At 32.6% G+C, this 26,275-nt stretch carries 23 protein-coding genes and 1 pseudogene; 14 read left to right on the top strand and 10 right to left on the bottom strand.

The annotated features are described in order from the left end of the window. Positions 1–73 precede the first annotated feature (73 nt). The 3 genes from CN288_RS26465 to CN288_RS26455 all read left to right on the top strand — a co-directional run bounded on the left by CN288_RS26465 (position 74) and on the right by CN288_RS26455 (position 1,453). Positions 74–373: a hypothetical protein gene (locus CN288_RS26465; RefSeq protein WP_098303503.1), complete on the top strand. Its 300-nt coding sequence runs from the start codon at positions 74–76 to the stop codon at positions 371–373. Positions 374–446: 73 nt separating this feature from the next. Then, entirely contained in the window at positions 447–743 is a 297-nt protein-coding gene (locus tag CN288_RS26460) for a hypothetical protein (RefSeq protein WP_176527747.1), read from the top strand. A 479-nt stretch (positions 744–1,222) separates the two neighbouring features. Continuing rightward, positions 1,223–1,453 carry a helix-turn-helix transcriptional regulator gene (locus CN288_RS26455; RefSeq protein ID WP_097795404.1) on the top strand — a complete coding sequence of 77 codons (231 nt, stop codon included), beginning with the start codon at positions 1,223–1,225 and terminating at the stop codon, positions 1,451–1,453. Here the strand turns inward: CN288_RS26455 and CN288_RS26450 are convergent, their stop codons facing one another. The 5 genes and pseudogenes from CN288_RS26450 to CN288_RS26430 form a co-directional block, all read right to left on the bottom strand. Then, entirely contained in the window at positions 1,454–2,068 is a 615-nt protein-coding gene (locus CN288_RS26450) for a replication-relaxation family protein (RefSeq protein WP_098303502.1), read from the bottom strand. Then, positions 2,007–3,188, bottom strand: coding sequence for an FtsK/SpoIIIE domain-containing protein (locus tag CN288_RS26445; RefSeq protein WP_098303501.1), 1,182 nt, complete (start codon positions 3,186–3,188; stop codon positions 2,007–2,009). Before CN288_RS26445 ends, CN288_RS26450 begins: the two co-directional genes overlap by 62 nt. 100 nt (positions 3,189–3,288) lie before the next feature. Further along, a complete protein-coding gene (locus CN288_RS26440) occupies positions 3,289–3,474 on the bottom strand; it encodes a hypothetical protein (protein WP_098303500.1) in 186 nt (61 codons plus the stop codon). Between the two features lies 1 nt (position 3,475). After that, positions 3,476–3,772 (bottom strand): annotated as a pseudogene (locus CN288_RS26435) (hypothetical protein). An 892-nt stretch (positions 3,773–4,664) separates the two neighbouring features. After that, the gene (locus CN288_RS26430; RefSeq protein ID WP_098303499.1) at positions 4,665–6,365 is read right to left on the bottom strand and encodes a hypothetical protein; all 1,701 of its coding nucleotides are present in this window, start codon (positions 6,363–6,365) and stop codon (positions 4,665–4,667) included. A gap of 1,547 nt (positions 6,366–7,912) precedes the next feature. Between CN288_RS26430 and CN288_RS26415 the strand changes: the two genes are divergently transcribed. Next, complete coding sequence (locus CN288_RS26415; RefSeq protein ID WP_090695014.1) at positions 7,913–9,598, top strand: helix-turn-helix domain-containing protein; 1,686 nt, start codon at positions 7,913–7,915, stop codon at positions 9,596–9,598. Positions 9,599–9,664: 66 nt separating this feature from the next. Here the strand turns inward: CN288_RS26415 and CN288_RS26410 are convergent, their stop codons facing one another. The 4 genes from CN288_RS26410 to CN288_RS26395 all read right to left on the bottom strand — a co-directional run bounded on the left by CN288_RS26410 (position 9,665) and on the right by CN288_RS26395 (position 16,362). Beyond that, positions 9,665–10,102 (bottom strand): hypothetical protein, encoded by a 438-nt coding sequence (locus tag CN288_RS26410; protein WP_098303497.1) that lies wholly within the window; start codon positions 10,100–10,102, stop codon positions 9,665–9,667. Position 10,103: 1 nt separating this feature from the next. Continuing rightward, positions 10,104–11,291 (bottom strand): ParM/StbA family protein, encoded by a 1,188-nt coding sequence (locus CN288_RS26405; protein WP_098303496.1) that lies wholly within the window; start codon positions 11,289–11,291, stop codon positions 10,104–10,106. A gap of 2,379 nt (positions 11,292–13,670) precedes the next feature. Further along, a complete protein-coding gene (locus tag CN288_RS26400; RefSeq protein ID WP_098303495.1) occupies positions 13,671–14,225 on the bottom strand; it encodes a MerR family transcriptional regulator in 555 nt (184 codons plus the stop codon). Between the two features lie 1,168 nt (positions 14,226–15,393). Beyond that, a complete protein-coding gene (locus CN288_RS26395) occupies positions 15,394–16,362 on the bottom strand; it encodes a Replicase RepFR55 (protein ID WP_098303494.1) in 969 nt (322 codons plus the stop codon). A 711-nt stretch (positions 16,363–17,073) separates the two neighbouring features. Here CN288_RS26395 and CN288_RS26390 point away from each other — a divergent pair. Beyond that, the gene (locus tag CN288_RS26390; RefSeq protein ID WP_098303515.1) at positions 17,074–18,204 is read left to right on the top strand and encodes an AimR family lysis-lysogeny pheromone receptor; all 1,131 of its coding nucleotides are present in this window, start codon (positions 17,074–17,076) and stop codon (positions 18,202–18,204) included. Next, positions 18,197–18,343: a hypothetical protein gene (locus CN288_RS29135; RefSeq protein ID WP_176527746.1), complete on the top strand. Its 147-nt coding sequence runs from the start codon at positions 18,197–18,199 to the stop codon at positions 18,341–18,343. The genes CN288_RS26390 and CN288_RS29135 overlap by 8 nt, the downstream gene beginning before the upstream one ends. A 251-nt stretch (positions 18,344–18,594) precedes the next feature. On the opposite strand, the gene CN288_RS26385 is transcribed toward CN288_RS29135, so the two are convergent. Beyond that, positions 18,595–18,987, bottom strand: coding sequence for a helix-turn-helix domain-containing protein (locus tag CN288_RS26385; RefSeq protein WP_098303493.1), 393 nt, complete (start codon positions 18,985–18,987; stop codon positions 18,595–18,597). Between the two features lie 146 nt (positions 18,988–19,133). Between CN288_RS26385 and CN288_RS26380 the strand changes: the two genes are divergently transcribed. From CN288_RS26380 to CN288_RS26345, 8 genes are all read left to right on the top strand, one after another. Then, positions 19,134–19,343: a helix-turn-helix transcriptional regulator gene (locus CN288_RS26380; RefSeq protein ID WP_098303492.1), complete on the top strand. Its 210-nt coding sequence runs from the start codon at positions 19,134–19,136 to the stop codon at positions 19,341–19,343. A 153-nt stretch (positions 19,344–19,496) separates the two neighbouring features. Continuing rightward, entirely contained in the window at positions 19,497–21,737 is a 2,241-nt protein-coding gene (locus tag CN288_RS26375) for a thioester domain-containing protein (RefSeq protein ID WP_098303491.1), read from the top strand. A 26-nt stretch (positions 21,738–21,763) separates the two neighbouring features. After that, positions 21,764–22,339 (top strand): type IV secretory system conjugative DNA transfer family protein, encoded by a 576-nt coding sequence (locus CN288_RS26370; RefSeq protein WP_098303490.1) that lies wholly within the window; start codon positions 21,764–21,766, stop codon positions 22,337–22,339. Positions 22,340–22,477: 138 nt separating this feature from the next. Continuing rightward, on the top strand, positions 22,478–22,726 hold the full coding sequence (locus CN288_RS26365; RefSeq protein WP_098303489.1) for a hypothetical protein: 249 nt from the start codon (positions 22,478–22,480) through the stop codon (positions 22,724–22,726). Between the two features lie 583 nt (positions 22,727–23,309). Then, complete coding sequence (locus CN288_RS26360) at positions 23,310–23,759, top strand: hypothetical protein (RefSeq protein WP_098303488.1); 450 nt, start codon at positions 23,310–23,312, stop codon at positions 23,757–23,759. Between the two features lie 25 nt (positions 23,760–23,784). Further along, positions 23,785–24,024: a hypothetical protein gene (locus CN288_RS26355; protein ID WP_098303487.1), complete on the top strand. Its 240-nt coding sequence runs from the start codon at positions 23,785–23,787 to the stop codon at positions 24,022–24,024. A 25-nt stretch (positions 24,025–24,049) separates the two neighbouring features. Continuing rightward, entirely contained in the window at positions 24,050–24,343 is a 294-nt protein-coding gene (locus CN288_RS26350; protein ID WP_098303486.1) for a hypothetical protein, read from the top strand. A 100-nt stretch (positions 24,344–24,443) separates the two neighbouring features. Then, complete coding sequence (locus CN288_RS26345; protein WP_098303485.1) at positions 24,444–25,529, top strand: LPD25 domain-containing protein; 1,086 nt, start codon at positions 24,444–24,446, stop codon at positions 25,527–25,529. Positions 25,530–26,275: the final 746 nt, after the last annotated feature.

The following is a 26,275-nucleotide window of genomic DNA, read 5'->3' as shown; positions in this document are numbered from 1 at the left end:
ATACTTAAAATGTAGTTCCGACCACAATTCACTTTTAGGCGTTGTGGTCGGAACCTGAATAGGAGGGGACGGTTTGAAAGGAAATATTGGATTTCTTACATTTAACCGAACGAAAGGAAAGCTTTATGTATATTTAACACAAGCACTTAGAGATAACGGAAAAAAGAAAAACATTACATTATACAAATTTGGAAGGTTAGATAATGCATTAGAAAGAATGTATGCTTGGCGAGATGACTTTGAAAACAAATTCCCTGTCGAATTATTAAATCTGGGATATGATTGGAATGACCTTCACGATTGGATACTCTCTCTCGAAACAGGCTATAGCAAAAAGGGAAGAAAACTAATTGTTGCTGAAATTAATGTGTAACAATTAGAATCAGGTTATTTTATTAAAGAGGGGGCGAAATACAGATTTTCACTAAAAAATGAGGTGAATGAAGATGAGCCAAATGGAAAAACATCTACAAAAGAAAAAGAGACAAGAAAAACTGGATATGATTTATAATCATACTGTACAAGGAGAAGGCTACTTCCAGGGTCCGTCTTATAACTGGAAAAGCATTGTGATACAACAATTCAATAAGATACAACGCAAAGAGATGACCGTTGAACAACTTGTCAATTTGCTTGAAAAAGAGGGCGTCAAGTTTTCCCAACCTAAAGCATTGATTCATTATCCGGTAATAGATTGTTTGAAATATATTGCAAAAGTAAGTAAAGAAAATTTAGAGCTTTAAAAATGTCCGTTAAGACTCTACTCATATAGGTATAGAAATATAATTCGATTGGACAAAAAAAGTCTACATAACATTGTAGACTTTTTTGTCCAACTAAATATCAATATGGTATGTGAAATTATATATAGTTCTTCAAAATTCGACCACTGAACAATCTAGTATCTCTTAACTTATTAAACTCATTTTCATTTCTTTATAAATTAAGAAAAGCTCAAACCCTTGTGTACCAATGGGTTTGAGCTTTTTATTTTGTAGGAATACTCGTTGCAACAAGTTGCCATTAGGATAGTGTATCAGCAACTTGTAGCTATTAATATGAATGCTAGATTCCACAAAATTATTACAAGTTTTTTCCCTTTATTATTTTGTTTATTATATGCGTTTAAGGTTTAAAACATGTTAATTAATTGACATGTTTTAAACCTTAAACTTTAGGACAAGCTAGTAGTAAAAAACTTAAATTAATTGAGGTGAATATAATGGATTGGTTTGATATTGGCAAACCCAGAAGTAAATTTGGTAAATTCCTAGATAAGCACCATTTAACTCAACAAGATATCGCTAAAGAGAGTGGTGTTAGTAGAGGAACCATTAGTAGATTGTGTAAAGGAAGTGCTTTTCATCCATCTTTAAAAAACAGTAACAAAATTATTAGGGCTTTAAAAAAGCTAACTAATAAAAATGTAAACCATCAAGATTTTTGGTTTTAATTAGAAAACATCATTCATCACAAAAGTTCTCATAAACACATTTTGTTTTACAGCATATTGCTCTAACTTTGATTGTCGATAATCTGATAATGTGAAAAAGATAATTACTGGAACAATAGCATTCTGTCTTTTATAGATATCTGTTATATGGCCATATAACTGTATTTTGTGTTCGTTTGCTTTCATATGTTGCATGCGATCTATCTCAACAAAGTGAGGGACTTTATCTTCAAAATAGGTTGCATCAGGAATGATTTGATATCGCTGACCACTGGTTGAAAATTCTATCGTTTGTTCTGTTTTCCATTCGGGAAATCCTAGCCACATCCAGGCTTCGTTTCTCATTAAAATGTGCTGTAATTGACTATTTTTCTTTACTGTCCTTGTGATTCCTAATAAATCACGTCCTTTTTTGTTTAAATAATATACATGTTCACGAGCTATTTTTGTAATGTGACAATATGGAGTCAGATCCTTTAATACACGATTTGCATTCCGAATACTTCCTAAACAGTGAATGGCTTGTAATTGTCTCCTCGTTGCAAAATCTAACTTACTCAAAGTGGATAAAATCTCGATTTGTCTCGCTTTCTGTTTGAGTGTTTGATGCCTCATTTTGTTTCACCACCTTGTATTGCTTCAGTAATTCCCACATGTCCATATCCTTTAAATAAGGTACCTGAATTTCCTCTGTGCGATCAGTCTTAAATAATGCTCTTCCTGGAAGGGAAGGCAGATCTTCAAGACCTGGTTCGTCTAAAGCAACTTGTGAAGCAACCGCTGTTGGTAATCGAAACCCTAGCTTTGCATCAGCATTTTGTTTGATTTGCCTTGGCAATGTATCAGAGGTTGGATATTGGGTACAAAATATAAGCCGGAATCCTAAACCACCTCCAATTCTTGCGATTTCAGATAACATCTCCTGGCACATAAATAATAAATCCCGTTGTTTTTTAGGTAAACCTTGTGTCGGACAAAGGTTCGCTCCTTCATCTACTATGATGAAACAACGTTCTCTAATTGATGTGTCTATAACATTGGTAAAATAGGAATTTTTCATCATCTCAATCTGTTTTACCATCTTTTCACGTACTCTCACCAACATCTCTAACGCCTGTTCCGGGTTTTCAGCTACTTCTACTACTTGAGACAGATCCTTGTAAGGACTAAATTCTAATCCTTCCTTCAGATCAATAATAAAAAACTTCACATGTCGAGGTTGTTGTAAAATTAAACTCGTCATCACATTTTTTAGAAATACTGTCTTTCCAAAACGTGTCATACCCGCTACGCACATGTGCGGTGTTTTCTCGAAATCATGATATACGTGTTTATCTAACGATTTCCCCATCATAACTCTCCATGTGTGCTCCTTTAGTAGATCCTTAGACCAATTCCACACTTCAGGTATTTGTTGCTTAAATACTCGAATATGAAGTTCCCTTTGATGAAACGATATTTTAACAGGTTTATATAGTCCTTCTTCTAATACTTCAGCTAACTTTTTAATAAGTTGACTAGGTACACCTAAAGGTAGCTTGTAGACATAATTCATACTTATGTTATCTTCTATTTCTTTTAAAAAAATGGGGTATTGTAATTCTCCTTTATGCTGAACACATATCTTTGTAATTTCAAAAAACGTGGCGATTTTTTTCTTATCACTCATTTCTTTTCCCTTATAAAAATAAGCAACAGTAAAATAGGTTGCTGGTATTAATAAAAGTGATATCATATCCTCCATACCTCCTTTAGGTAGTTGAGCCTGTATGGAAGATTACAAAAAATAGATTAAGACGCACTATTACAATTATTTTCAACTACCAGATGTAATACTAACGTAGAAACACATCTAGTATATCCATTAGCACGTACCAAACACTCCCAATTAATAAACACTTTAGCCCCGCACGTAGCAACCAATCTGGAAGGTAAAGACCTTTCTTTTTTAGTACCTTAATTCCTAAAACTGAAGCACCAGTAATGGCATAAACTACCCCTAGCTCTCCAATGATCGTCACTTTAATCCCATCCCTTCGGTTTAATAGATAAGTTCCCTTTACGATCCCTGTATAGTTGGTAATCATCTAATAACTCATTCCAACTTACAGCATGTTCATCACCATATAGATCCTCTTCAATTTTTTGACTTAAATAATAATATCCTCAGTACTGTCGGTTTAAATAAACTTCATGTCGTTGCATATGCTCTTGTATAGCGCAGATGTTTTCTTCACATTTAGTACTTTTATACATTTGTTTCAATGTTCGAGAGGAATAAAGATACGGTGTACTATACAGCATTTGATATTGGTTCATATGTCTCATATGTTCGTTATTCAAAAAAGAGCAGTAATTTTTCAAGATTTGCAATTACAGAGTTATGTCTAAAAGTTGGAAATATTAAATCAAACTAAGTATTTAAAAGTTTTGTTCCAAAGGATGATGTAAATTAAAACAAGTTATTAAAATCTTATATAAATATATATCTTATATATCTTAAAAAAATAAAGATAAAACTTATATAGAGCTAATAAATATGGTTTAATCTCTACTCTAACAAGGTCTTTGAGCATCATATAGCGTAAAAAATCATAAATAGTAAAATCTAACAACACAAAATTAGCCATTAATAAGGTATAAAACCTACAAAAAATCATAAACAAGATTACGTATTTCTACATAAAAAATGAAACAAATTGATGCATTCTTAAATATATTTATTCAAGCGCTAAATTTTCAATTCATCCACCGTATTTCCACAATTTAATATTATTTACTCACAAAACATTAACAATATAGGCTAACTAATCAACATAATTAGAATTTGTCACATTACTCACATAAATATTGATGATTTTTGATAGATGAAGTACCAAAATCCCTTTATTTCAATAATAATTACATAATACTATTCACATCGGGCTCTAATTATCCACTTATCCACGAAATTTATTATTTTTCTTATGATTTTTTGTAGGTATTTGCATGCATTTTAGATAAAAATAACATGTTTATTTAAACATAGATGTGGAAAATCAGTTAATTGCAGTACAGTTTTGTATAGGAATGTATAAAAAAAGACTCTATTATGAATAGAATCGAGTAAAGGTATCTATAAGGGGAAATCATTGGAGAGCTTTTAAATAATGGAACCAACACGAATAGCCCTCTATTTATATTTTTTTCAAAAATAGAGAGCGGAGTATCGTTAATTTGTTTTTATTACCTCAAGTACTTGTTCGGCTGTTGTTACATGAATACCAGCGCGTACCAATTGTTCAAATGCACGCATAAATGTAATCAAATTGAACTCATTCGGTACTTCAATAACGCGAAGCTTTTCTTTAGGTAGTCGATCTATCTTTTCAATGAACAATTCGCGAACATCACTTGGAATAAATCGATCTTTATGTCCTCTTGTTTTTAGAAGTTCACGCATTTCTATTTCTAAAGCCATATAAGCATTTAGATTTGCACCTTGTTCATAGGCGTACTTTCTAAATAATGTTTCTTCTTGATACTTTAGATAGTTACGGTGATACGATTCCTCTGTAACAGGTACAGCAAATTTGGATTTTAGTAACTCATATGTTTTACGGAACAACTTTTTGGTGTTTCGAAGAGAATACATAGAGAAATGCAATCCAAAATCAAATACAGCTTGCTCCTTTTGTTCTTTTGGAACATGTTGTGTAATAAGAGGGTAAATACCTTCTTTTGCCGCTGTATCAAGAATTTGATATTGTGATGTTTGATTTAATAGTTTTTTCAGTGTATAAACTAACTTACTTGGATATTCTTCATTACGATCTATCATGTCACGCAAGCTACGAATGACACTTCGAATTTGTCGATGACAAGTATACTTAAGTACATGAATAAATTTATTCATGTCTTGTGTAAATTCACCGATATTCAGTTCTTGTAGCACAGATTCAATAAAACGAGCTTTCCGTGCATACGTAACCTTTGGGGTGAATGGATCGCGATACTGTACTTCTCCAGCTTCTTTTGTACATAAGAAATCTGTATGTAAGGATAGATATAACGTTGTATATCTTTTTGTATTTTTAACCCCTTTTTGTAACTTGCAAATTCTGAATAGGGGAGTGCCAGTACATGGTAATGCAGTTGTTAATTCTGTCATAACCGCACGGATTTGATGTGGGTATTTCTTATGTAAAAAGCGGTACATTCCGCCAAAATGAGTTGTATTCCCTCTTTCATCCTGTTTGTCTAAGGAACGTTTAAGAGTCGTTTCGCTGTGCTGTTGCATAGCAATGTCCAAGAATAGTTTCTTAGCCGCAACTGAAAGCTCAAAGAAAGCTTTGGTAAATACGACTGGGCTAATATACACATAGGAATTTGCCTTTTCAGTTTCTTCGTTCATAAAATGAGTTAGCCTAATGGTATAGCGGCCATCTAATTCATTTTCTAGTGTAATAATGTTATGTAAACTTAATTTTTTTAATGAAATATAGAATTGAGAATGCTGTATATAAGCAAATTCTTCTTTATACAGCTTGTAATCTTCCCACATCATATGTACTGTTACATTTGGAATAACTCCATTCGTGTAACATTTCTTGTGTAGATATAAGAAGACTTCTAAATCTGCATTTGTAATGCCATATAATTTATGTTTTCGTCCCATTTTTTCTGAAATAGCAGATAGTGTACGACGTGAAAAAGATGGTTTCGCTTGAGCTACAAAGCCATCTACATCAGCAATACGTTCTTCATATGTCATATGATCCAGAATATCCTCAAGGTATGTATCTTTATAGCTGTAGTATTTTGCTTCAAAAGCTTCAACAAGTTTTTGCCAAGATTTCAATGTTACTAGAACTGCATTTGTATCTTGTCCATTTAGACTACGTTGATTACGAATAATAAATGATTGTCCCATCTTTTTCACCTCCTACACATAAATCCAGAAATATATGCCAAAACACTATAAAATATACCAATTATGATTATATCAAATCGAAATTTGATGAAATGTGCCCCTTTAAGAGAGAAAATGAAAAGATGAAATGCGCGTCAATCCCTTGTGTATCAAGGGATTTGAAGATTTACCGGTTTTTTTTTATGAACATCATACCGCTACAGATTTTCATCTTTCTAGAAAATTAATAATTCATTAGAAAGAGCCTCATAAACATTGATGCAACAATGTTTATGAGGCTCTTTTATAAATAAGAAAGGAACATCATATAGCTATAGGTTTTCATGTTTTTAGATATGAAATTATTCATAGAATACCCTTTAATCGTTGGTATTAAAGAGTTTGAACTCAAAATCTAAAATTTTAAAAGGGACATCATATAGCTAAAGACTTTTCATCTTTGTATAAAATAAGGGACATCATACCGCTATGGATTTTCATATTATATAAACAGTCGAAAATACGAACAAAAGGTAGTGAATGTATGATATCAAAGGGTTTATAGAATATTTACATCATTCAAAAGGGACATCATATAGCTATAAATTTTCATGTTCTTAGATATGAAATTATTCGTAGAATAGTCTTTAAACGTTGATATTAAAGGATTTAGTCTCGAAATTTTAAATTTTAAAAGGGAGATCATATCGCTACAGATTTTCATATTATATAAATAGTTAAAAATACGAACAAAAGGTAGTGAGTGTATGATATCAAAAGATTAATAGAACATTTACATCATTCCAAGGAGACATCATATAGCTATAAGTTTTCATGTTACATATTGTAATTACAAAAGGAAATCTTTTATATCAAGCTTTAGCCCTCTTTTTTAAAAATTTTGTGCAGTTGAATGGGCAATAATATAGCTATAGATTTTCATGTTATAGCAGAGTGATCTATGAAAAAAAGTTAGGATACTATGTAAGCCTTTGAATTAACTCGTATTTGGATTTTACAAATTGATTTGGTCTTGTATAATCATTAAAAGGGATGATCATAGGTATGAAGGCTAGTATCCTGTAAAGGTGTAACGTAGAAAAATTCAAATAGAATATTCTAATTATCTTTCTTGTTATTTAGAAAGGGACATCATATAGCTAAGTATTTTCACGTGTGAACTACCCGCCACTTAAATTCTAACGAATTTTGAAGTGGGAGCTTCTCAGTTCCGCGACGAGAGCAACCTTTCGTCTCCCTGAGCGTTACTTCGGGTTATTCCATCCCTAGATGTCCAACGCTTGGACGTTCTTTTTTACGGTTGATATTTTACGCAGGAACCGAATGGCTTGGTTTTCGCACTCTGTTTTCTTCCTGCAACCTTCTATATCAAGTTATCAAAGAACTTCATATGTCTAGTTTATCAAAAGTTTTTAGCTAACGCCAAACCGAAATTCATCTCCCACCTACCGTTGGACTATCGCGTTGCACACGCTTGAGGAAGGAGAATTCTTTCGGATAACACGTTAAATAACATTTATTAAATTTATATAAGGAGCAAAATATATATGGAAGACGTTCTACAGTTGTTTAGAGATGCATTATCAATAACAGAACCACTTTATAAACAGAACGAGCAATTGTGGCATAAATGGAATTCTTACTATGTAGACGTTGAAGCAGATAATAGTAAAATTGTAACTTCAGAATACCTTTCTCCATCATTTTCAATGCTTGTACAGTGGGTGAAGCAGCAACAAGGAAAAGGTATTTCAGCTTTAGATATATTTAAAAATATAGACGCTTATAAAGTAACAATTCATGAGACAATAGATGTCTTTATAGCTCAAGAGTTTCGTAATGAAGAAACGGTTAATACTGTAACACGTACACCAGTAATTGAACCTGATGCGAATATAGCACATGAAAATTATTTAGAAGTAAATAATTCCGCTGTTTATTATAAGTTAAGAGATGGGATAGCAAAGAATCAATTTGAGGAAGATGAAAATACAAAATTAAAATCATATCCCATTGAAACGAAAGATAGTAATGGAGTAGCACAGCTTTCATCTCATAAAGATGAGGACCTAAGGTTAACGAATATTGACGAAGCCGCAAGATGGAATACATTAGTAGATGGTGTAATGAGTAATATGGATGATTTAACAGCGGACGTATTAGATACCATCACAATTCAATGGCTAAATGAAGCCAACTCACCTGATGAATTTATTGATTTTTCTTATGAACAAGTTTTAGAAATGTGCAGTATTTCAAAAGCAAAAGCAAATGGTGTTGAATATTATAGAGTGGAAGATAAGATTAAAGTAGCTAAACGGATAGCGGCTCTAGCAAGTATTTTTATATACTTAAATGATGAGAATGAAGTAGTCGTACTAAATGATCGCGCTGAAACAGGTAAACATTATGAAGTAAAGCGTGAGGTAATTAAAAGGTTATTTGTATTAGATTCTGTAGTTCTTTGGAGGGATAACAATACAAATGAATACATGGGTATAGAATCGTGCCGAATTAAACCGGGAAGCTTCTTATCCAGCTATCTATATGGATCTAACAGCACTACGGCACTATTATCAAAAAAGGCCCTTGAATATAATAGCTATAGACACAAGTATCATAAAAGATTAATTCGTTATTTGACATGGCAATGGAGAATTCGTCAAATGTTTTCTAACTTAAAAAGGCCCTATTCTATAGGAGGAGATAAAGGATTATTAGCGGTAATGGGTATAAACCAAAAGCAAAAGCCTAACCGTATTCGTGATCAATTAGAAAATGTTTTGATTGATTTAGAAAAAGAAGGTGTAATTTCCCATTGGGAATATGATAAAGGTTTAAATGAAGAACAATTGACGAAGAAGAATTGGTTTAAAAATTATTATTCAGAGTTAGGAATAGTAATACTACCACCTAAAGAATTAATTCATTCAATGGAAAACTTAGCAAAGAAAAAGTCTATTGATGTAATACATGAGGAAAATCAGCCAGTAAAAATTGAAGAAAAACCCTTAGATATGAATGGAAATGAACATGAACATTTAATTAGGGAGAGAATAGAAGTTATGCATAGGAGTAAGAACATAACTATGCGAGAACTCTCAGCAGAGATAGGTATATCACAGCCTACTCTTTCTAGATTCTATAACAAAAAAACAAAGCGCCTCTCTGGAACTGCGCGAGATAAATTAAACCAATGGTATAAACGACAGTTAATTATTGATAAGATGTAAGTTGAAAATTAAAGTGTAAAAAAAGAGTCCGTATCACTCAGGACTCTTTTTGTTATGTTGATAGCATTAATTACCAAATAAACTTGCTGTATCAAGATCTTCATATTCATCATTCAAAACATTTGTTTCAGATTTAGAAACGTCTTCTTTTTTTACATCTTCATTATCCGACTTCTCTTCAGAAGCCTCAATTTCTTCATTAGGAGATTTTATCTCATTTTGGGTATTTTGGTCATCATTTTTGATAATAAGATTTGTATCATTCAATAGGACCCGTTTAACCTCATTTAAAAAATCTTTATCTTGAAGTAAGATCTCTCTTTGCATTTGTTGTTGAATCTTATAATCACCAACATCTTGTAAGCCATGTTTATCAATAAAGTAACAGACAAGTTTATATAATGAATCTGCTATATTCCCTTGAGATTCAAACCATTTAAAGAATTCCTCGTTCTCAATTTTTTTGAGATTCCAAAAGAAAGATTCTCTTTTCTTGTCAGCCATATTATCTCACCTTTTTTCGAGTAAGAATTTTCTTGATTACTTGCATCCCTCTAGCATTCATATCTACAGCATATTTTTCTGGAATCCACAATAAGTACATACCAACTTGCTCACAGTACTCTAATAATTGGTTATATAATTCATCTTTAAAAGTAACACTTCCCCCACCGTATACACATAAAATTTCAGCTTCACTAGCTGTATTACTTACATATTTTTCACTTGTATCTTCTAAGATAAGCTCAGCTTGTTCTACTTTTGTGATATTAAAATACCCAGTTGCTTCCTCATGATATTTATGATCTGAGTCTTGAAGGATTTGTGAAAATTGTTGACGTTTAATATTTGTTCCACGTTCTTGGTTTAATAGCTTAACAGCTTCTTCTGTAGCATGCCCAACTCCACGTCTTTCTCCACTACAAGCATCAATTACTGGATTTACGCCAACTGTGTATATATACTCAGTTGTTCCATCTCCAATGTCACTATGTAAGATCTTTTTGTTCTTAAAGAATCCCTTTTTTACTGTTTCTACTTCAAGTTTGTCTTTATATAGTTTAATAAAATCACTAAACATATCTTCTTCGCCTTCAAGGATTGCATATAAAGGAGGAACACCTTCTTGGGTAATGTTTGCGCTGTTAAATGTTAAGCTGACTGTTACTTGTTCTTCCCCTACATAAACAACTACAACATGATTTGAATTAGTAAAACGTTGCTCTAGATGCTTAGCATTTACAGGTGTCCATTGGCTTGCTGGAATAGCTGAAATAAGATCAACAGTCACGTTAATTGATTGTGGCAGTTGTTCCGTTCTTTCCCACTCAATCTGAACTGATTTATTTGCAATAAGTCCTAGCAAATTAATTAACGGCAAATCATCGTTATATTTTTGGCCTACTTTAATGTTCATGTTTTTGGGGTTCTTCCCTGTTAGCATCGCTCGATTACCAATAAAGTACATCCCAGATCTTCTAATCGATTTACTAGCAATATTTACAAACATATTATCTACTAGATTAAGCACATTTTTTTGAGTGTTTGTTTCTGTTACATTTGGCATTGAGTAAACGCTTTGATATACGTTTTTCATTTTTATGTATTCACCATTAATGTAACCTTTAAAAGAATCGTTCCCAATATCGCCTTCAATATCTATATGAAGAGTTTTCCCTTTTAAATCTTTCATTATACATCACCTCTATAATATTTATTTTTTATTTATATTTAATAACTATATTATAGCTTAAAATTAGAGCGAAAACAAGGTATTGAAAGGAATGAACCTAAGTTGAATATAAATCAGAAATATTATAGATATATAATAGATATATATATAATTGATTCATTCTATGTTATAGGTTGATTGATTAGGGTTGAATTATAAGGTTATAAAATATAAATATCTAATAAATATCCAATAAATATCTAATAAATATTTATTGAAATTGATTTCAGTATGTTTTTTGGATTAATTGTTTGTTTAGTTAATTGTATGGTTTGTAAGGCACTTATATAAGCCTTGGAGAAGTTTTCTATATGTGTTGAATGGATTCCTTTAAGATATTTTTAGGAATTAAAGTTAGAATAAAAACTTTAATTCGTAATCTTCTTTAAGAGAAGTTGAAGTTTTCGAGGATATATTTAAATCCGCTAAGAGACAAATGTTATCGAAGTGTTAATTTGGTGTTGAATATTACATGAACGCTATACGTTATCATGGCGTTTATTCCTTTAATAACAACATTTATAAGGTTTTTGAGAGGTTATTCATTAAAAAGAATACGAATGATTCACGTGGTGTATATTTCGATTGAAATACTCACCACCTAACATCCTCCTGGACTGTTTGAAGTGTGAGAGTTCTAATTTAGTGGGTTATTTTTATAGTTACTTTACTACAGTTAAAAGATAAATAGCTTTGTTTCTAAGATTTGGTCTTGCGTTAAAATCTCTATTGTAAAATGTGTTACAAGAAGCTTAGATTTTTAACGTCTGTATTTTGGTAACCACAACTTATTTTACATATTAATTTGTGTGATGAGCTTTGTAGATTAAGAATTATAAGTTGGTTCTTTGTGGTGTAATTCTATAGAGCAAGTAAAATATTAAATAGATTAATTTAGAATGTGTTGCTTTCTTTAATTCATGTATATAATGGGAGTTCGCAGTTTACATAATAATATTCAGAAGGACTCTTTAGGTCTAAAGTACTAACTGATAGACCGCTTAAGCAATAGTGTTCAAAAAGTAAAAATGAAAGCATTAATTAGAGGAGAACTTTGTATATGATCCAACTCAATTATCTAAGCTGAAATTCACTTTTTAGCAAATAAAGTAGTTAGTCGGATTTGAAAGTTTAATATTTTCAAGAGAATTTGATGTTTTAGAGAATGTATCTAAATCTCTTATAATATAAACGTTATCAAAGTGTTATTTTAGTGTTTAAAATCACGTGAACGCTATCCGTTTTTGTAGCGATTACCCTTTTATATCAACGTTTATGAGTTTTTGAGAGGTCATATACTAAGATCGTTTATAGGGAATGATAAAAGATATGGTGATAACGCTGGAAGTTGACGATCAAGAACGCTTTGTTTGTGAAATTTAGGGGCAGGTTATTTTAACTTTGTAGTTTCATTTAAAATAAGCAATTATTCTGTATTTGTAATAAAGAAGTATAATTTAAGTATTCAATATATAATTTCATTACAACAAGATTAAAAAGAATATAGGATGAGCGCTTATAAAGCGTTAAATTAACACTTTATAAAGATGCGAACGCCATGCGTTCATAAACCGTTAAACTCATTGCTGTAAGGTGTTAAGGCATCCTTACTTTAGTTCTATAATATGAAGTTATTGAAAAGTTAGGGAATTACAGAACTTAACCAAGCTTCCCCAAAAATCGATAAAAAATATTTTGCTAACTTTTGAAAAATATGATCAAGACATTGATATTAATACTGAGGATCTTTGAGATTCATAGGCAAGGCTAAAGAAATATATAACTGTTGTCACAATGGAATGGCCTTAAAGCGCAATAATATTGAAAGCAATACTCTAAATTTTATACAAGATCAAATTTAAACTTGAATTGAGGAATAACTATATAGAATTTAAGTATATGCACACTGAAATTCATCATGAACGCTAGGCGTTTATGGTGCGTTCTCCCTTTTAATATCAAGGATTAAGATGACTTGGATTTGTTTAAATTAAGAAAAGTGATTGGGATCAGGTTGAGGAAATGACAGAAATTCTTGGGGTTTTGTTAATTAATAATATAATAATTTAAATCAAGTTAGCTTCTCTTCATTATACTTAGACGGTATGTATGAAACTTAGTAAAAAGTATATGAACTTTTGATGAGTGTTAGTTTGATGTATATTATTAAATATATGTTTTAATTTCGAAGTTAAATAGGTATTAAAAACAGACAGAAGAGGAACTCCGTTTAAAAATGTATATTTAGCATTGTGAAGATGAGTTAAAAAAATAAAAAAAGCGGTAATTACCGCTTTTTTATAAATTAGAAATGTATTTGATAGAAACTGCATCGTCCAATTAGTTTCGATTAAATAAACGTTGAATGAACGTTTTTTTACTGTTATCTTGTTGTTCTTGACGATCCTCATTTAACAATTGAATAGCTTTATCCAGTTTTTCCTGTAGTAACTGAATTTGTGAATCCTTTTCTTCCTTTTCTGAGCGTTCTTGTAATAATAAATTAATAATATCTTGGTTTTGTTGTACGATTTTTTCTTGTTGGTTAAACATATAGGAAAACTTATCTTGGATTAATGAAATATCTGTTTGTGAACGTTTCTGAAGTGTTACTTCAGTTTCATTTTCTTCCTGAACGCTATCCGTTTTCGGGACGTTTTCTTCGTTTGTCTCCATGCTTCGTGTAGCGGCCTCTTCTAATTTCCAGTTTTGATTTAGGTATTCCTTCATTTGTTTTAAAATATCTATATCATTTTCATAATAAATTCGTTGGTTACGTTCATTTCTTTCAAATATATACTCCATTTTTTCTAGTTCAATTGACCATCTGCGAAGTGTATTAGTGTTTATATCCAGTTGCTTTGCTACTTCTTGTGCAAAATATCCATATTCCAAACTTCACACCTCCAATATTTGTGTGCTAGATATTCTTTCTTTATTAGAAGGATCATTCCTCTAATAATAAAAATTTTTATTGGGCCACTAGGTAAAGAGGCTTCGCTACCTTTAAAATGTTTCCTGTGCAAATACTTGTGTACTAGATTAGTCTATGTATCTAGTATTAATGTTAATTAAATTATAAAGACTCCCCGTTTTGATAACGTTCACCTTTGGAAGTGGAAAATATTTATTAGACAATACAATAATTAAAGAATGACTTGAAATTTTATTATTAAAAGTTTGTTTCCAATATAAGAATTTTACTAGATATATGTGCAAGAATCAAAGCTTTCATTAATAGAATTAGTATCTAGTTAATATTCTTTTAATCTAAAATATATAGAAAGTTAATGAGGGGTATTGAACGCTATGCGTTTAAATAGCGTTTTACTAGTAAATAATAATACTCAATTTAAAATAGGGATACTTCTAATAAAATTTTTGGCTCTTAAAATAAATTATAGGGTATTGTAAAATTTTACAAAGTATTAGAGGTATTTAATCTTAAAGAGAAATAATGTTACAAAGCTCTATTTAATAGTTTACGTTTTTTAGTATGGCCCATCTTTTTAGAATGCATTCAATAGCTCGTGATATTCTTATAATACTATATAGAAGTGGGGAGAAGGGGAAGTATCCCCATGGATTCAATTTGAAATAAATAGAATTTTATCAGATTTTAGGGAAGCCAATAACAGGCATCTACAAAACTATTTATATATTTTGTAAGTTGAATCGGATTTCCTAAAATTAGACAAAATAGAAAGCATTTCAGAATGCTATATTAAATAAATCTTGTTTTAAAAAGTAAAACCAATAAAAACATTAGAATAAATTATGATGCATTTAAACTTACTCTGGCAAGCTATTTAGGATTTTCTCTTAGTAAATTTCAAATTTAATTTGATAGTCAATGATGAATTAGCAGTAAGTAGATTAAGGCTAATTGTATACGTAAATCGCCCAGAACTTCATAGAAAGGTTCCATAATATGATTTGTATTTTGAAGTTTCATGTGTCGGAAAATAAAAAGTTTATGAGCGATTATAAGAGGATATGACAAATAGCCTTGCTATGTTTGATTTTTTTAAGCAAGGCTACATGCTAATATGGTTTTTTAAATTTAATTACTTTCTTCTAAAAAATTATAGAAAACAAATTCTCTTTTTTTATTTGTACCATGTAGGGATTTCTTTTTTAATGCGTTCTGATTTCTTCTTTCCCAGTTTTGTTTAGACTTTTGCCCAAACATTTTTATAAAATGTGCAGGATTGCTATTTTGAGCTTTATTGTATTGAAACCATTTTACACATTCTTCAAAATCCCATCTAGCATAGCGATCGATATAAGGTGGCATCCTTAAAGCAATTGTGTATGCATCTTTTTCACTAAGGTGATTTAACTCTTGACTTAAAATGTAGTAATAAGCCTTTTTCTGATCCTCACTAAGATAGTCGTCTAAATCTTGTAATCTGTTAGTCTTTTCTTTTAATTTACAATCTGTATTTGATTTTTCTTGTTTGTTTACACTGAAAATATCTACAGAATTAGACGAGACTTGTATATCATTTTTTATATCTTCGTGATTGGCTACAAAATTTTTCTTAAAGAGTTTCTCACTCAGAAATTTAGTGAAAGTAGAGCATACATCAATTGCTACAGCCCATTTCACCTTGAAATATTCAATGATTTTTAAGTAATTGTTATGTAGAGTTAAAATGTAAATTGAAGGGGCAATTTTACCATGTCTTCGTACTTTGACTTGTTGGCACACTCCCAGGTCTTGTAACCAATTAAAAACGTAGTTAATAATTGGCTTTGAAATACCTGTTTTTTTGCTGATATGCTCTTGTTTTACTTGAGAATATCCTTCTTGTACCAAGTATGATAAAACTGTTTCTAAAGCTTCAAATTTTCGTGGTGTAAGGTAATCTTTTGTAGTAACACCTTCACATTCTAGGACAATATTATCAATATAAGTAGTAACTTTCTTGATTGCTTGATTAATAGCCCCAGGTGTTTTGGATAAGTGTTTGATTCGGGGACTTAATTCGGCCTTTGCTCGACTGAGCAAAAAGTTTTGAAGTAACACAAAAAAACCTCCTATTTTCCCACTAAACACACACAGAAAAAACATGAAAAAATAGAGGTTCTTATTCACATTATATGCACCTTATGGTATAATTCTAACTATAAGTGAACATTTAAAAATGTGAAATAAGACCCATACTATTCTTGGAGTTTTAAATTGGTATCTAGTTTGGCGACAGGAACCAATCTAAAACTGAGTGTAGTGGGTTTTTTTTGTTTATATATCTTTTAAAATCATTTCTCTCTAAAAAATACAATCTTTCTTTTTATATTATATTGTTATCAATATAATATAAATCCCCTTAGGTAGGTTTTGTTATCCCCTGTGTGAAAATCCATGCTAATTCTTTATTAAAATATGGTTCGTAGGAAGTGATTTTTTTGGTTAAAAATAACTGAATTTTCAGTAATATAATTAGAAACATTTTTAAGATAGGTGGTGTATACATAACTATAAGGGCTTCATGTTAAAATAATTCTAATTATATAATTTATGAGGAAGCGATATTAAGTTTAAACATAATGACAAGACAAATCTTCGTTACTTTGACTGTATATTGATATCAAAGTGTCGATTGCCCAATTACAATAGCAATTTATTAGCTTACAAGAATATGTCAGAGTGTTATACCATAATTAAGAACTTTTTTCTGTAATTAATATTGGATAATGTATCTTGTGCTTGGAAGGGGGAATTACATTGGAGAATTTAATGAAAAAATTGTTGAAGCTTAAAGTGGACAAGAAAATAAGTAGTAGGAAACTTGCAAAGGAAATTGGCAGCAGTAAAACTACGATTGATAACGGGCTTCAATGTAAAACAGATGAGTTTAAATTTGAAGTATTCTTAAAGCTAATTCAGTCCATTTGCGATAGTCCTGAAGAGAAAAGACAAATGATTCATGAATATATTCTTCTATGTAAAACTCCATTAAATGTACGGAAGGCATTATGCTATTGCCAAGCAATGGGTGAATACGATTTAATAAAAAAAATTATAGAAGAACATGCTGAGACAAAGGGATTAAAGAAGTATTTAGCTGTTTATAAGATTCAAAATAAGAGAAATCAAAATATTGCAAGAGGACAACAACTTCTTGATGAAATTTATGCAAAAGATTTTTCATCAGATACCGATTGTCAAGCGGCCTTGAATATTTTGTATATGGAAGCCATGTATGATAAGCAAAATTACAATGCTATTATTCCACATGCTGATCGTATGGAAGCTAACTTAAAAGAGATAAAACAGGACTATATTAAGCAGTGTTTACAAATGAAATATAAAGAACGGTTAGCTTATATATACTTAATGAGAAATGATCTAGAAAGGTGTCGGAATACATGTTATGAAATTTTAGATTCTGAGATGGATATTTCTATAATTAAGGCCACAGCCTGGTGTTGCTTAGGGGAAAGTTTTATATTTGAATGCCCGTATACAGCTGAAAAGTACATTAAAAGGGCGATTTCTTTATGTGAAAATATAGAAGTCCCACAAAAAACACAAAAATATCTTGCCTTTCATACTACGCTAGCACACTTGTATATAGAAAACGGTATAAATCTAGATAAAATTAGGTTTGATCTTATTCATACATCTGAAGAAGCATTTTATGAGTGTATGCATGGTGATTGGGAAAAAGGAATAAAATTATACGAGGGATTGAGGAAATATGGAAAGGAATTTACCGCTTTTCAGCAGTATTCGTTTTCTAAAGTAAATAATGATATAATAGGATTAAAGAAATCCTTGGAATATTTCGAATTAACAGGTAATATATTTTACTCGCAATATGTCAAGAATGAGCTATTAAAAGAAGAGGTGAAGTCAAGTGAATAAATACTTTGTCGTTACGTTATATACTGTAATGATATTGACATCGTTTTTTCAATCAGAAACAGAAGAATCACAACATGCAAAATCACTAGAGACAAATAAATATGTTATGAATATGAAGGTTGATCCCGGAGGCGGATGAGCCGTTTAAATGAAAAAGACGCTACTAACAAGTAGCGTCTTTCGTACTTTTTAAGAGTGGTTCACTATTTAATAACAGAAAAATTTCGTGCCAATTAAAAACATAAATAATTAAGTAAAATACGGGAGGAACACAAAATGAATTTTAATCAAGAATGGTTTAATGAGATGATTGATAAGGACAAACAAATTTTAGAAACTTATCGTGAATTATTACTTTTAATTGAAAGTTTCCAAGAGCAATAGCGTGTTTTAATTGTTTTTCAATTTGTTTTTAGTTTCAATTCTATGAGTTAAATATTTAGCGTATTCAATTAATTCATTTTCTAATAGTGGTTTATCTTTATCTGGAATGCTCTTATAACTCTCATATAAATCTTTAGCTAAACGCTCTACAATAATTTTTCGATCTTCAGTTGTAAGCACTTCACTATCACCAATTTTATTATTTAGGAGTCGGTCCGTACTTGTATTAAAATAGATAGAGATTTTTTGAAGCATTTCAAAATTTGGTTCTTTTCTGTTGTTTTCCCAATTGGAAATAGTGCTACTAGCGACTCCTAGAACATCACCAAGTTCTTTCATACTTAATCCTTTAAGTGTTCTTAGGATTCTAACATTTTCTCCAAAATAATTTTGTATCATCTATTTCACTCCAATCATCGTATTTTCTTTTGGGATAATATTTTTCTCTTTAAGTGGAAAATATTCACCTTTAGGATAAAAAACTTTCCCAAAAGGATTGACATTCTACTTTTAGGAGAATAGAATGTAATTAAGGGGGTGAGAAATTGACCGTGTTACGCTATATTAGGGAATCAAAAGGTCATACAATTCAAGAGGTATCTGAGGCCTCTGACATACCTGTAAAAACTCTATATCATATTGAAACTGGTAAAAAGGGACTTATCGAGAAACGTGCAAAAGTTCTTGCTGATCTCTTTAATGAACCCATTGAAAAAGTATTTTTTGCTACGTACTATAGAGCAAAATTAGAATGAAACATTTCTTAGCGTTACACAATTATACATTTATATTGTAAATCAGTAATGAAGAAAAGGTACAATTTTATTTTTATTTTTTTAGCTTTTAAATCTGAAAATTCTGATTTTAGTTCTTTGAAAACTGCATATCATATGAGGGAGCTGTTAGTCATGTTGAAACGATCGTATCAAATGATACTCATTGCTATGAGTATGCTTCTAGTTGTTCTGAATTTTGTATTTCCACTGACAAAGGCGAGTGCTGAAGTCATTAATCGTGAGAAATATGAAATGAATTGGAGTTATAGCCCCATGTACGGGAAAGAACTGCGGACAGAATTATTGAAGAATACAAATGGTCAAATTGCGTATTGCTTAACGTATGGAAAACTCAGTCCCGATGGCAATGATCTTCCAGAGATGGGGCGCACAAATGATATTGTGTACCGTGTTCTTCTAAATGGATATCCACAAAAGAGTCCAGAAGAACTAGGTGTTGCTAGCTGGAAAGAGGCGCATTATGCAACACAAATTTCTGTTTGGGCGGCATTAGGGCAAATTGATATCGACAAAATTGAGCATCGAGATGCAGGTGTTGCAAAAGCAGTAAAGACCATCATTGATGGAGCGAATACAAGTCAAGAAACACAAGAACTGTACATGAATGTAACACCAACAGACAATCAAGAAGCAAAATTAAACGGTGAGTACTTTGAGACGACAACCTATCAAGTAGAAAGTAATGCAAAGAACGGTGTATTTACGGTACAACTATCCAATGCACCAAATGGAACAAAAGTTGTTTCAACAAAAGGAGAAGAGAAACAACAGTTCAACTTAGGAGAACAATTCCGTATTCTGGTACCAAAATCCTCTCCAAGTGGTACGTTTTCCTTGAAAGTATCCTCTAACCTTTCTAAATTGCATGCAGTAGCTTACAAAGGTACTGATAAGGTGCAAGATGCAACGGTCTTATTAGAAAGAAATGAGGAAAAAGTAAGTACTGATCTACAAGTATACTGGAAATCCCTTGGTGGATTGAAGGTTGTAAAAGTAGGTGAGAAAAAAGAAGTGTTACAAGGTGCTGTATTTGAAGTTTTCAACAGTGCAAACGAAAAGGTAGGCACGATTACTACCAATGAGGAGGGGACAGCGAGCCTTTCTGGTTTAGAAGCTGGGAAGTATACTTTAAAAGAAGTAAAAGCTCCTACTGGCTATGTAGTGAATAATAAACCTCAAATACTTGAAGTGAAGACTGGTGAAGTTGCAACCATCACAGTAGAAAATGCAAAAGTAAAAGGGAATATCGAGATTAAGAAATTGAGTGATAGTGGGAAAGTTCTTCCAGGCGTAGAGTTCACTGTGTATCAAGGCGAAAAAGAAATCACCAAGACCACTACAAATGAGAAAGGAATTGCCCAAGTAAAAGATCTTCCTTACGGAGATTACTACTTTGTCGAGACAAAAGGTGTGGAAGGACATATTTTAAACAAAACAAAGTATCCATTCCAAATAAAAGAACAAGGGAAGACACTTACTTTCACAGTGGAAAACAAAGAAGTAAAAGGAAATGTGAAACTTCTTAAGGTGGATGCAGAAAATCCAGATAAGAAATTAGAAGGAGCAACATTCATCCTTCAAGATAGCAAAGGAAAGAAAATTAGCGAACACAAAACAGATAAAAACGGCATGATTGAAGTTACGAATGTACCGTTTGGGTCATATCAGTTTGTCGAAAAGCAAGCGCCAAAGGGATATGTTCTTTCGAAAGATCCAATTCCTTTTAACATCTCTGAGAATGACAAAACACTTACATTAACGGCTAAAAATAAGCAAATCACAGGTTCTCTTATCATTACAAAGGTGGACGTAGCTAAAGGGAATAATAAACTCCCAGGAGCAGAGTTCACAATCTATGATGAGCAAGGAAAGGAAGTCGTGAAAGGTAAGACAAATAAAGAGGGGATTGCAACATTTGAAAAACTTCCGGCTGGAGAGTACACATACCGTGAAACGATTGCGCCAGACGGATATTTAATTAACGAAGAAACATTCCGTTTCGAAATAAAAGAGGACGGCCAAATTATCAAACATACAGTAAAGGATGAAAAGAAACCGACACCACCTACACCAGAGACTCCACAAAAACCGGAACATCCAGAAACACCACAACCACAGACACCAGAACAACCAAAAGTAACGGAACAATCAGTTACACCACAACCAGAGACACCACATAAAATCATTACACAACCACAACAAGAACAAACACCAAAGAAAGTAGAAAATAATCTTCCTACAACTGGCGGTAAAGCTGAAAATCCATACATAAAATGGATTGGAATTGTATGTGTCGTACTTGGCGCAATTGGAGCTGTATTTGCAGTAAGGAACCGCAAAAAAGCTCAATAATTTAAAGTATGAAAGGAGAGAAAGACATGCTAGGAGTCATTCAAAGGTGCTCAGGGCTTCTACAGGCAATGAAGAGTTCGAATCGTGAGAAAAAGGGTGTAGATGTAATTAGAGCGTCCCAAGAGGCGTATCAAACAGTAATAGAGGGGGTAAGAAAAGCAGAACAGAGATTTATCTTCATTTTTGATCCCACGGGTCAATTTTACAAAGATACACATCAACAGAAATTAAAACAAGGCTATCGCATTGTAAAGTATGATTTGTTAAGCGAAACAGTTTCTTTAGATTATGAAGATCATCAAAAGGTTGTCACGTATATCAGCATAGATACAAGTAATAGTACCTATGAAGATCGAGGAGAAGCGTTATCTCATTATCTTCATTTTCTAACAGAGAAGAAGAAAATTAGACCGATACATCTAGTATTTTATCAATTCAATCTTTACCCCATCCCTCATATGGAGCAGTTTTTAAAGAAAAGTGCTACCTATAATATTCGAACTTCCATCGTAGTAGAATCTCATTCCGTTTTACAACGTATATACGGAAAACATGGAGCAAACCGAATTACTACCTCATGTCAGACAACGGTTCTAGCATAGTCTTACCTTTCAAAAAAGAAGAATCTTATCAGGGTTTTAGGGATTTCACAATCATTTTCGATATATAGATGGATAGAAAACTATACAAGATGAAAGGGGGGATTTTAAGTCCTTCCCTTTACGAAGGAGGCGATAGACATGGGAAAAGAGCAGAGACTTGCATTCTATGATATATCGTCGTCACGTGCACAAAGTGTCAAAACATTCGATGGCAAAGTGTATCAGTTAAAAGGAGCGGTAGCGATAGAACATACAACAGGAAACATTGAAAGGGTTGCAGAGATCTATTACCGTGTCCGTTCAGTCATGGATGAAAAGCAAAAAGTAATTGCCAAGAGAAGAAACCAGGATGATGAATTGACGACTGTGTGCCAACGACGGAAATAAGATGATTTTCGAGAAAACAAGCGGTTTTGGAGTGTGCTGAGATAGATAGATTTATCCGATGATAATGGAAAAACCAACAATTTCGTAACTGTTTTTATAGACGTTCAAAACGAAAGTTTTTCCTTATCGAAGCACAACTGTCCTTTGAAAATTCCACATGCGTGCCCTCTTTCGAAACGGTCACTAGAAGGGGTGGGTATACGATTTCTAAGTTCGGTGTGTGGATACTTAAAACACACCTGTGACCACGGGAAAAATACGGTGTATCCATCATCTGTAGGAGTTAGTAATCGTGAGGAATATCCCAGTGAGACATTCTGAAGAAGCGATGAACACAAAAATAGTAGATACACAAGGTTCTACGTACATGCCAAAACGTTGTGCAGTATTGGGCTTATGAAGTTCGGTCGGGATGAATGTTCATATGCATGCCAATATAGGGTTTACCATATCAGCCAGAAATGGTAATTAATCAATATTTTCCCAATATTCTTGCTATAATAATAACCAGATGTGGAGATACAAATTGAACTCTCAGTAGACTCCAAAATCGCTTGTTTAATAATAATAGGGAGGTCAAAGTATGACTCGAAAATCAAAAATCATCGCCGTTATTGTTGCATTGGTTGCAATCTTAGGGATTGGTTCCACACTGGTATTCTCAAATAGCAAGAAAGGAGAACTTGAAGAACTAAGCCCTCAAGAGATGAAAAAATTTATGTCACAGGATGGAACTGGATTTGTAATGTATTCTTTCCGTAAAGAGGATCGAGTGGGCTATATGAATCAAGTTCAAAAAGCATTAAAGAATAATAATGTAAACGGTAAGGAATTAGATAGTAATCATTCGGGATTTGACGTAGACAAAAGTCAAGAATTTTATGGTTTAGAACAGAATGGTGAAACTTTAGCTTATTATCAAAAAGGGAAGCTTAAAAAGCAACTTGCATTAGATAAATACAAACCATCGGAGTTAGAAAAAGAATTAGATGTGTTTGTACGTAATATGAAGGAAATGTACATCAATAAATAAATGGATAGAGAGGCGGTGTAATAAATTGTCTATTCCAACTGTTACACAACGTGATTTAAAGAAATCACGGGACTTGGTCGAAAAGTTATTAAAGGTCAAAGGAGAAAGTTATCAAAATTGGCTCCATGCACAACATCAACAGTTCATTGAAGGAAATCAAGAATTAATATTAGAAGCACTCACTCTATTTGTAGAAGAAGAAAAAGGTTCTAGTAGGGCACCTGAACGTCCGGTGGATCTTTCTCAGTCAAGTGAAGTTGTATAACACAAATATAAGGAGAGTGTAGGATATGTTTAAATTAAATAACTTGATTTTAGGTGCGGGAGACGGCATGTCTAGCCTAGTTAGTACAGGGGAATCAGTATTAGCCTGGGCGCAACGCTTGGGACTCGTTAGTGCGGCTATCGCATTTTGTATTGGTGGTTACTATCTGATCTGGGGTGGAGAACGAGGTAGACACCAGAGTAAGGGCTGGTTTATTGGAGCGGCTGTAGGGTTAGTTATTGTAATGGGTGCAAAGGGATTAGCAGAAGGCATTAATAGTAATATCAAATTTGGATCTATTTTGTTCTTTTGGATGTGAAGATACAATGAAATTCGTTTTGACAAAGAAGCTATGCGACTGTATAGCTTCTTTTTATATGCCAATGTAGAGCGCTAGAAAGGGGAGGAGGACACAATTTATGTTAGAAGTCATGTTTACCAAAAGCACAATACCAGAGATTAAAAGTTTTCAAAAGATGTCGTTGCAGGATGCTTGTAAGATTTCGTACCAACTCGAAAAAGCCTTACAGGAACAAGAAAATATTGTCCATGTAGATTTTCATATTTTAGATCAAGACAATGAGTTGTATGCAGGGACATTGTCTCTAGGAGCTGGTTATGCTTCACATTTGTATGAACATGTAGAAAATAAACTGTCTGCCATGGAAATGGATGAGGAACAAGAGGAACAAAAAGAAGAGCTGTTAGAACTGATGAAACAAGATATTGAAGGATTTTTGCAAGAGATTGCTCCACCTAAAGAGGTAAAGGAACCAAAAGAAAACAACAGAGCTAGAGAGAAACAACATGTTAACGAAGAGCTTACCTTAGAAAAAAGAAACAAGAATAAAAAACATCTATTCCAAATTATCGGAGGAGCGGTTAGCGGGATTGTAGTAGGAGCTATAAGTGTTTTTTCCTTATATACTGTCCCAACGAATTCAGTTGAAGCAAGAACCGATCAGCCGGATACGCATTTAGTGAAAGGACTTCAACAAGCTTCTATTCAGCAATATCCAAAGGCAATTCAAGAGTTTGAGAAATTGGACTATAAAGGGTTAGATAAAGAGAGTCAAAAAGCAGTCTTATTCTCTTATTTATTAAGCGGAAAGGCAACTAAGGCCATACAGTATGAAGCGAAATTTGCAGAGAGTGTTGTAGCTTACTATATCGGAATCGACAATATAAAAAAAATAAATGAAATTGACGTTAAAAACGATGTGATTGATTTTGAAAAGGCGGCACTTAATAAAAAATATAAAGATGTGATTCGATTAAAAACAAAGGTCAATATGGATGGTAGACGTGAAAAGCTTGTAGCTGAAGCCTATGTGAATCAGAAAAAATTTGATGATTGCTTTGCCTTTGCAAAAACACAAGGAAATAAAACTCTTATGAAAGAGGTAAAAGAGTTGCAAAAAAAGGACGTGGGGCAATCCACTCTTAGTGAAGAAGAAAAGAAAGCAAAAATCGAAAAAATTGATAAGGAATTAAGCGAAATCTAAAGGGGGAAGAAACGTTATGCCTTTAAACTATCATAAATTTTTTAAACAGATGGGAATTGTAGCTGTAGGTGGTTCGTTGTTACTAGGTAGCGCTGGTTGTAGTTGGTTTGGAAGTCAGGAAACAACAAAAAGTAAGCCAGCTATAACCAAAAAAGCTGATAAAAATAAACCAGAAGAAAAGAAAGAAGATATAAATAGAAAAGATTTTGAAACAATGACAGAAAATGCGATAAAAAGTCAGGACAAAGATGTTGCATATGTCCTAGATATTGATAAAAACAAAGTAAATTATAAAGATAAGGCAATTGTAAGTAATCTTCAAAATGGGGATGAAACAACTTCCCGTGCTCTAGCTTTATTTGACAGAGAAACTTCAGATGAAACCATTCATGATACAACGAAGGATAATGTGATTGCAGTTATTACAGATGGAAGTCCGCAAGTAGCAGTTAAAGGTGACCAATTTGCATTTGGTGATCAAAATACAGACTTATCACTAGCAAGCATTGTAGATGTGGCTCCAACGGAGAAACAACCAGATGCGATTGTAGAACCACCAACAGAGCCNNCAAAACCACCAGTAGAACCGCCAACGGATCCGGGAGATACAAAACCACCAGTGGAACCACCAACAGATCCAGGAGATACAAAGCCACCAGTGGAACCGCCAACGGATCCAGGAGATACAAAGCCACCAGTGGAACCACCAACGGAGCCGGGCGATACAAAACCACCAGTGGAACCGC

It is taken from the genome of Bacillus sp. AFS023182 (genome assembly GCF_002560575.1).
Taxonomy (GTDB): domain Bacteria; phylum Bacillota; class Bacilli; order Bacillales; family Bacillaceae_G; genus Bacillus_A; species Bacillus_A arachidis.
This window is presented reverse-complemented; position numbering and strand designations above follow the sequence as displayed.

Bases quoted from the DNA above. Each gene is read 5' to 3' on its own strand.
- CN288_RS26450 (WP_098303502.1), bottom strand. From the start codon at position 2,068: ATGAGGCATCAAACACTCAAACAGAAAGCGAGACAAATCGAGATTTTA.
- CN288_RS26365 (WP_098303489.1), top strand. From the start codon at position 22,478: ATGGGAAAAGAGCAGAGACTTGCATTCTATGATATATCGTCGTCACGT.
- CN288_RS26445 (WP_098303501.1), bottom strand. From the start codon at position 3,188: ATGATATCACTTTTATTAATACCAGCAACCTATTTTACTGTTGCTTAT.
- CN288_RS26405 (WP_098303496.1), bottom strand. From the start codon at position 11,291: ATGAAAGATTTAAAAGGGAAAACTCTTCATATAGATATTGAAGGCGAT.
- CN288_RS26390 (WP_098303515.1), top strand. From the start codon at position 17,074: ATGAAAAAATTGTTGAAGCTTAAAGTGGACAAGAAAATAAGTAGTAGG.
- CN288_RS26455 (WP_097795404.1), top strand. From the start codon at position 1,223: ATGGATTGGTTTGATATTGGCAAACCCAGAAGTAAATTTGGTAAATTC.
- CN288_RS26345 (WP_098303485.1), top strand. From the start codon at position 24,444: ATGTTAGAAGTCATGTTTACCAAAAGCACAATACCAGAGATTAAAAGT.
- CN288_RS26375 (WP_098303491.1), top strand. From the start codon at position 19,497: ATGTTGAAACGATCGTATCAAATGATACTCATTGCTATGAGTATGCTT.
- CN288_RS26410 (WP_098303497.1), bottom strand. From the start codon at position 10,102: ATGGCTGACAAGAAAAGAGAATCTTTCTTTTGGAATCTCAAAAAAATT.
- CN288_RS26430 (WP_098303499.1), bottom strand. From the start codon at position 6,365: ATGGGACAATCATTTATTATTCGTAATCAACGTAGTCTAAATGGACAA.
- CN288_RS26350 (WP_098303486.1), top strand. From the start codon at position 24,050: ATGTTTAAATTAAATAACTTGATTTTAGGTGCGGGAGACGGCATGTCT.
- CN288_RS26385 (WP_098303493.1), bottom strand. From the start codon at position 18,987: ATGATACAAAATTATTTTGGAGAAAATGTTAGAATCCTAAGAACACTT.
- CN288_RS26460 (WP_176527747.1), top strand. From the start codon at position 447: ATGAGCCAAATGGAAAAACATCTACAAAAGAAAAAGAGACAAGAAAAA.
- CN288_RS26370 (WP_098303490.1), top strand. From the start codon at position 21,764: ATGCTAGGAGTCATTCAAAGGTGCTCAGGGCTTCTACAGGCAATGAAG.
- CN288_RS26415 (WP_090695014.1), top strand. From the start codon at position 7,913: ATGGAAGACGTTCTACAGTTGTTTAGAGATGCATTATCAATAACAGAA.
- CN288_RS26360 (WP_098303488.1), top strand. From the start codon at position 23,310: ATGACTCGAAAATCAAAAATCATCGCCGTTATTGTTGCATTGGTTGCA.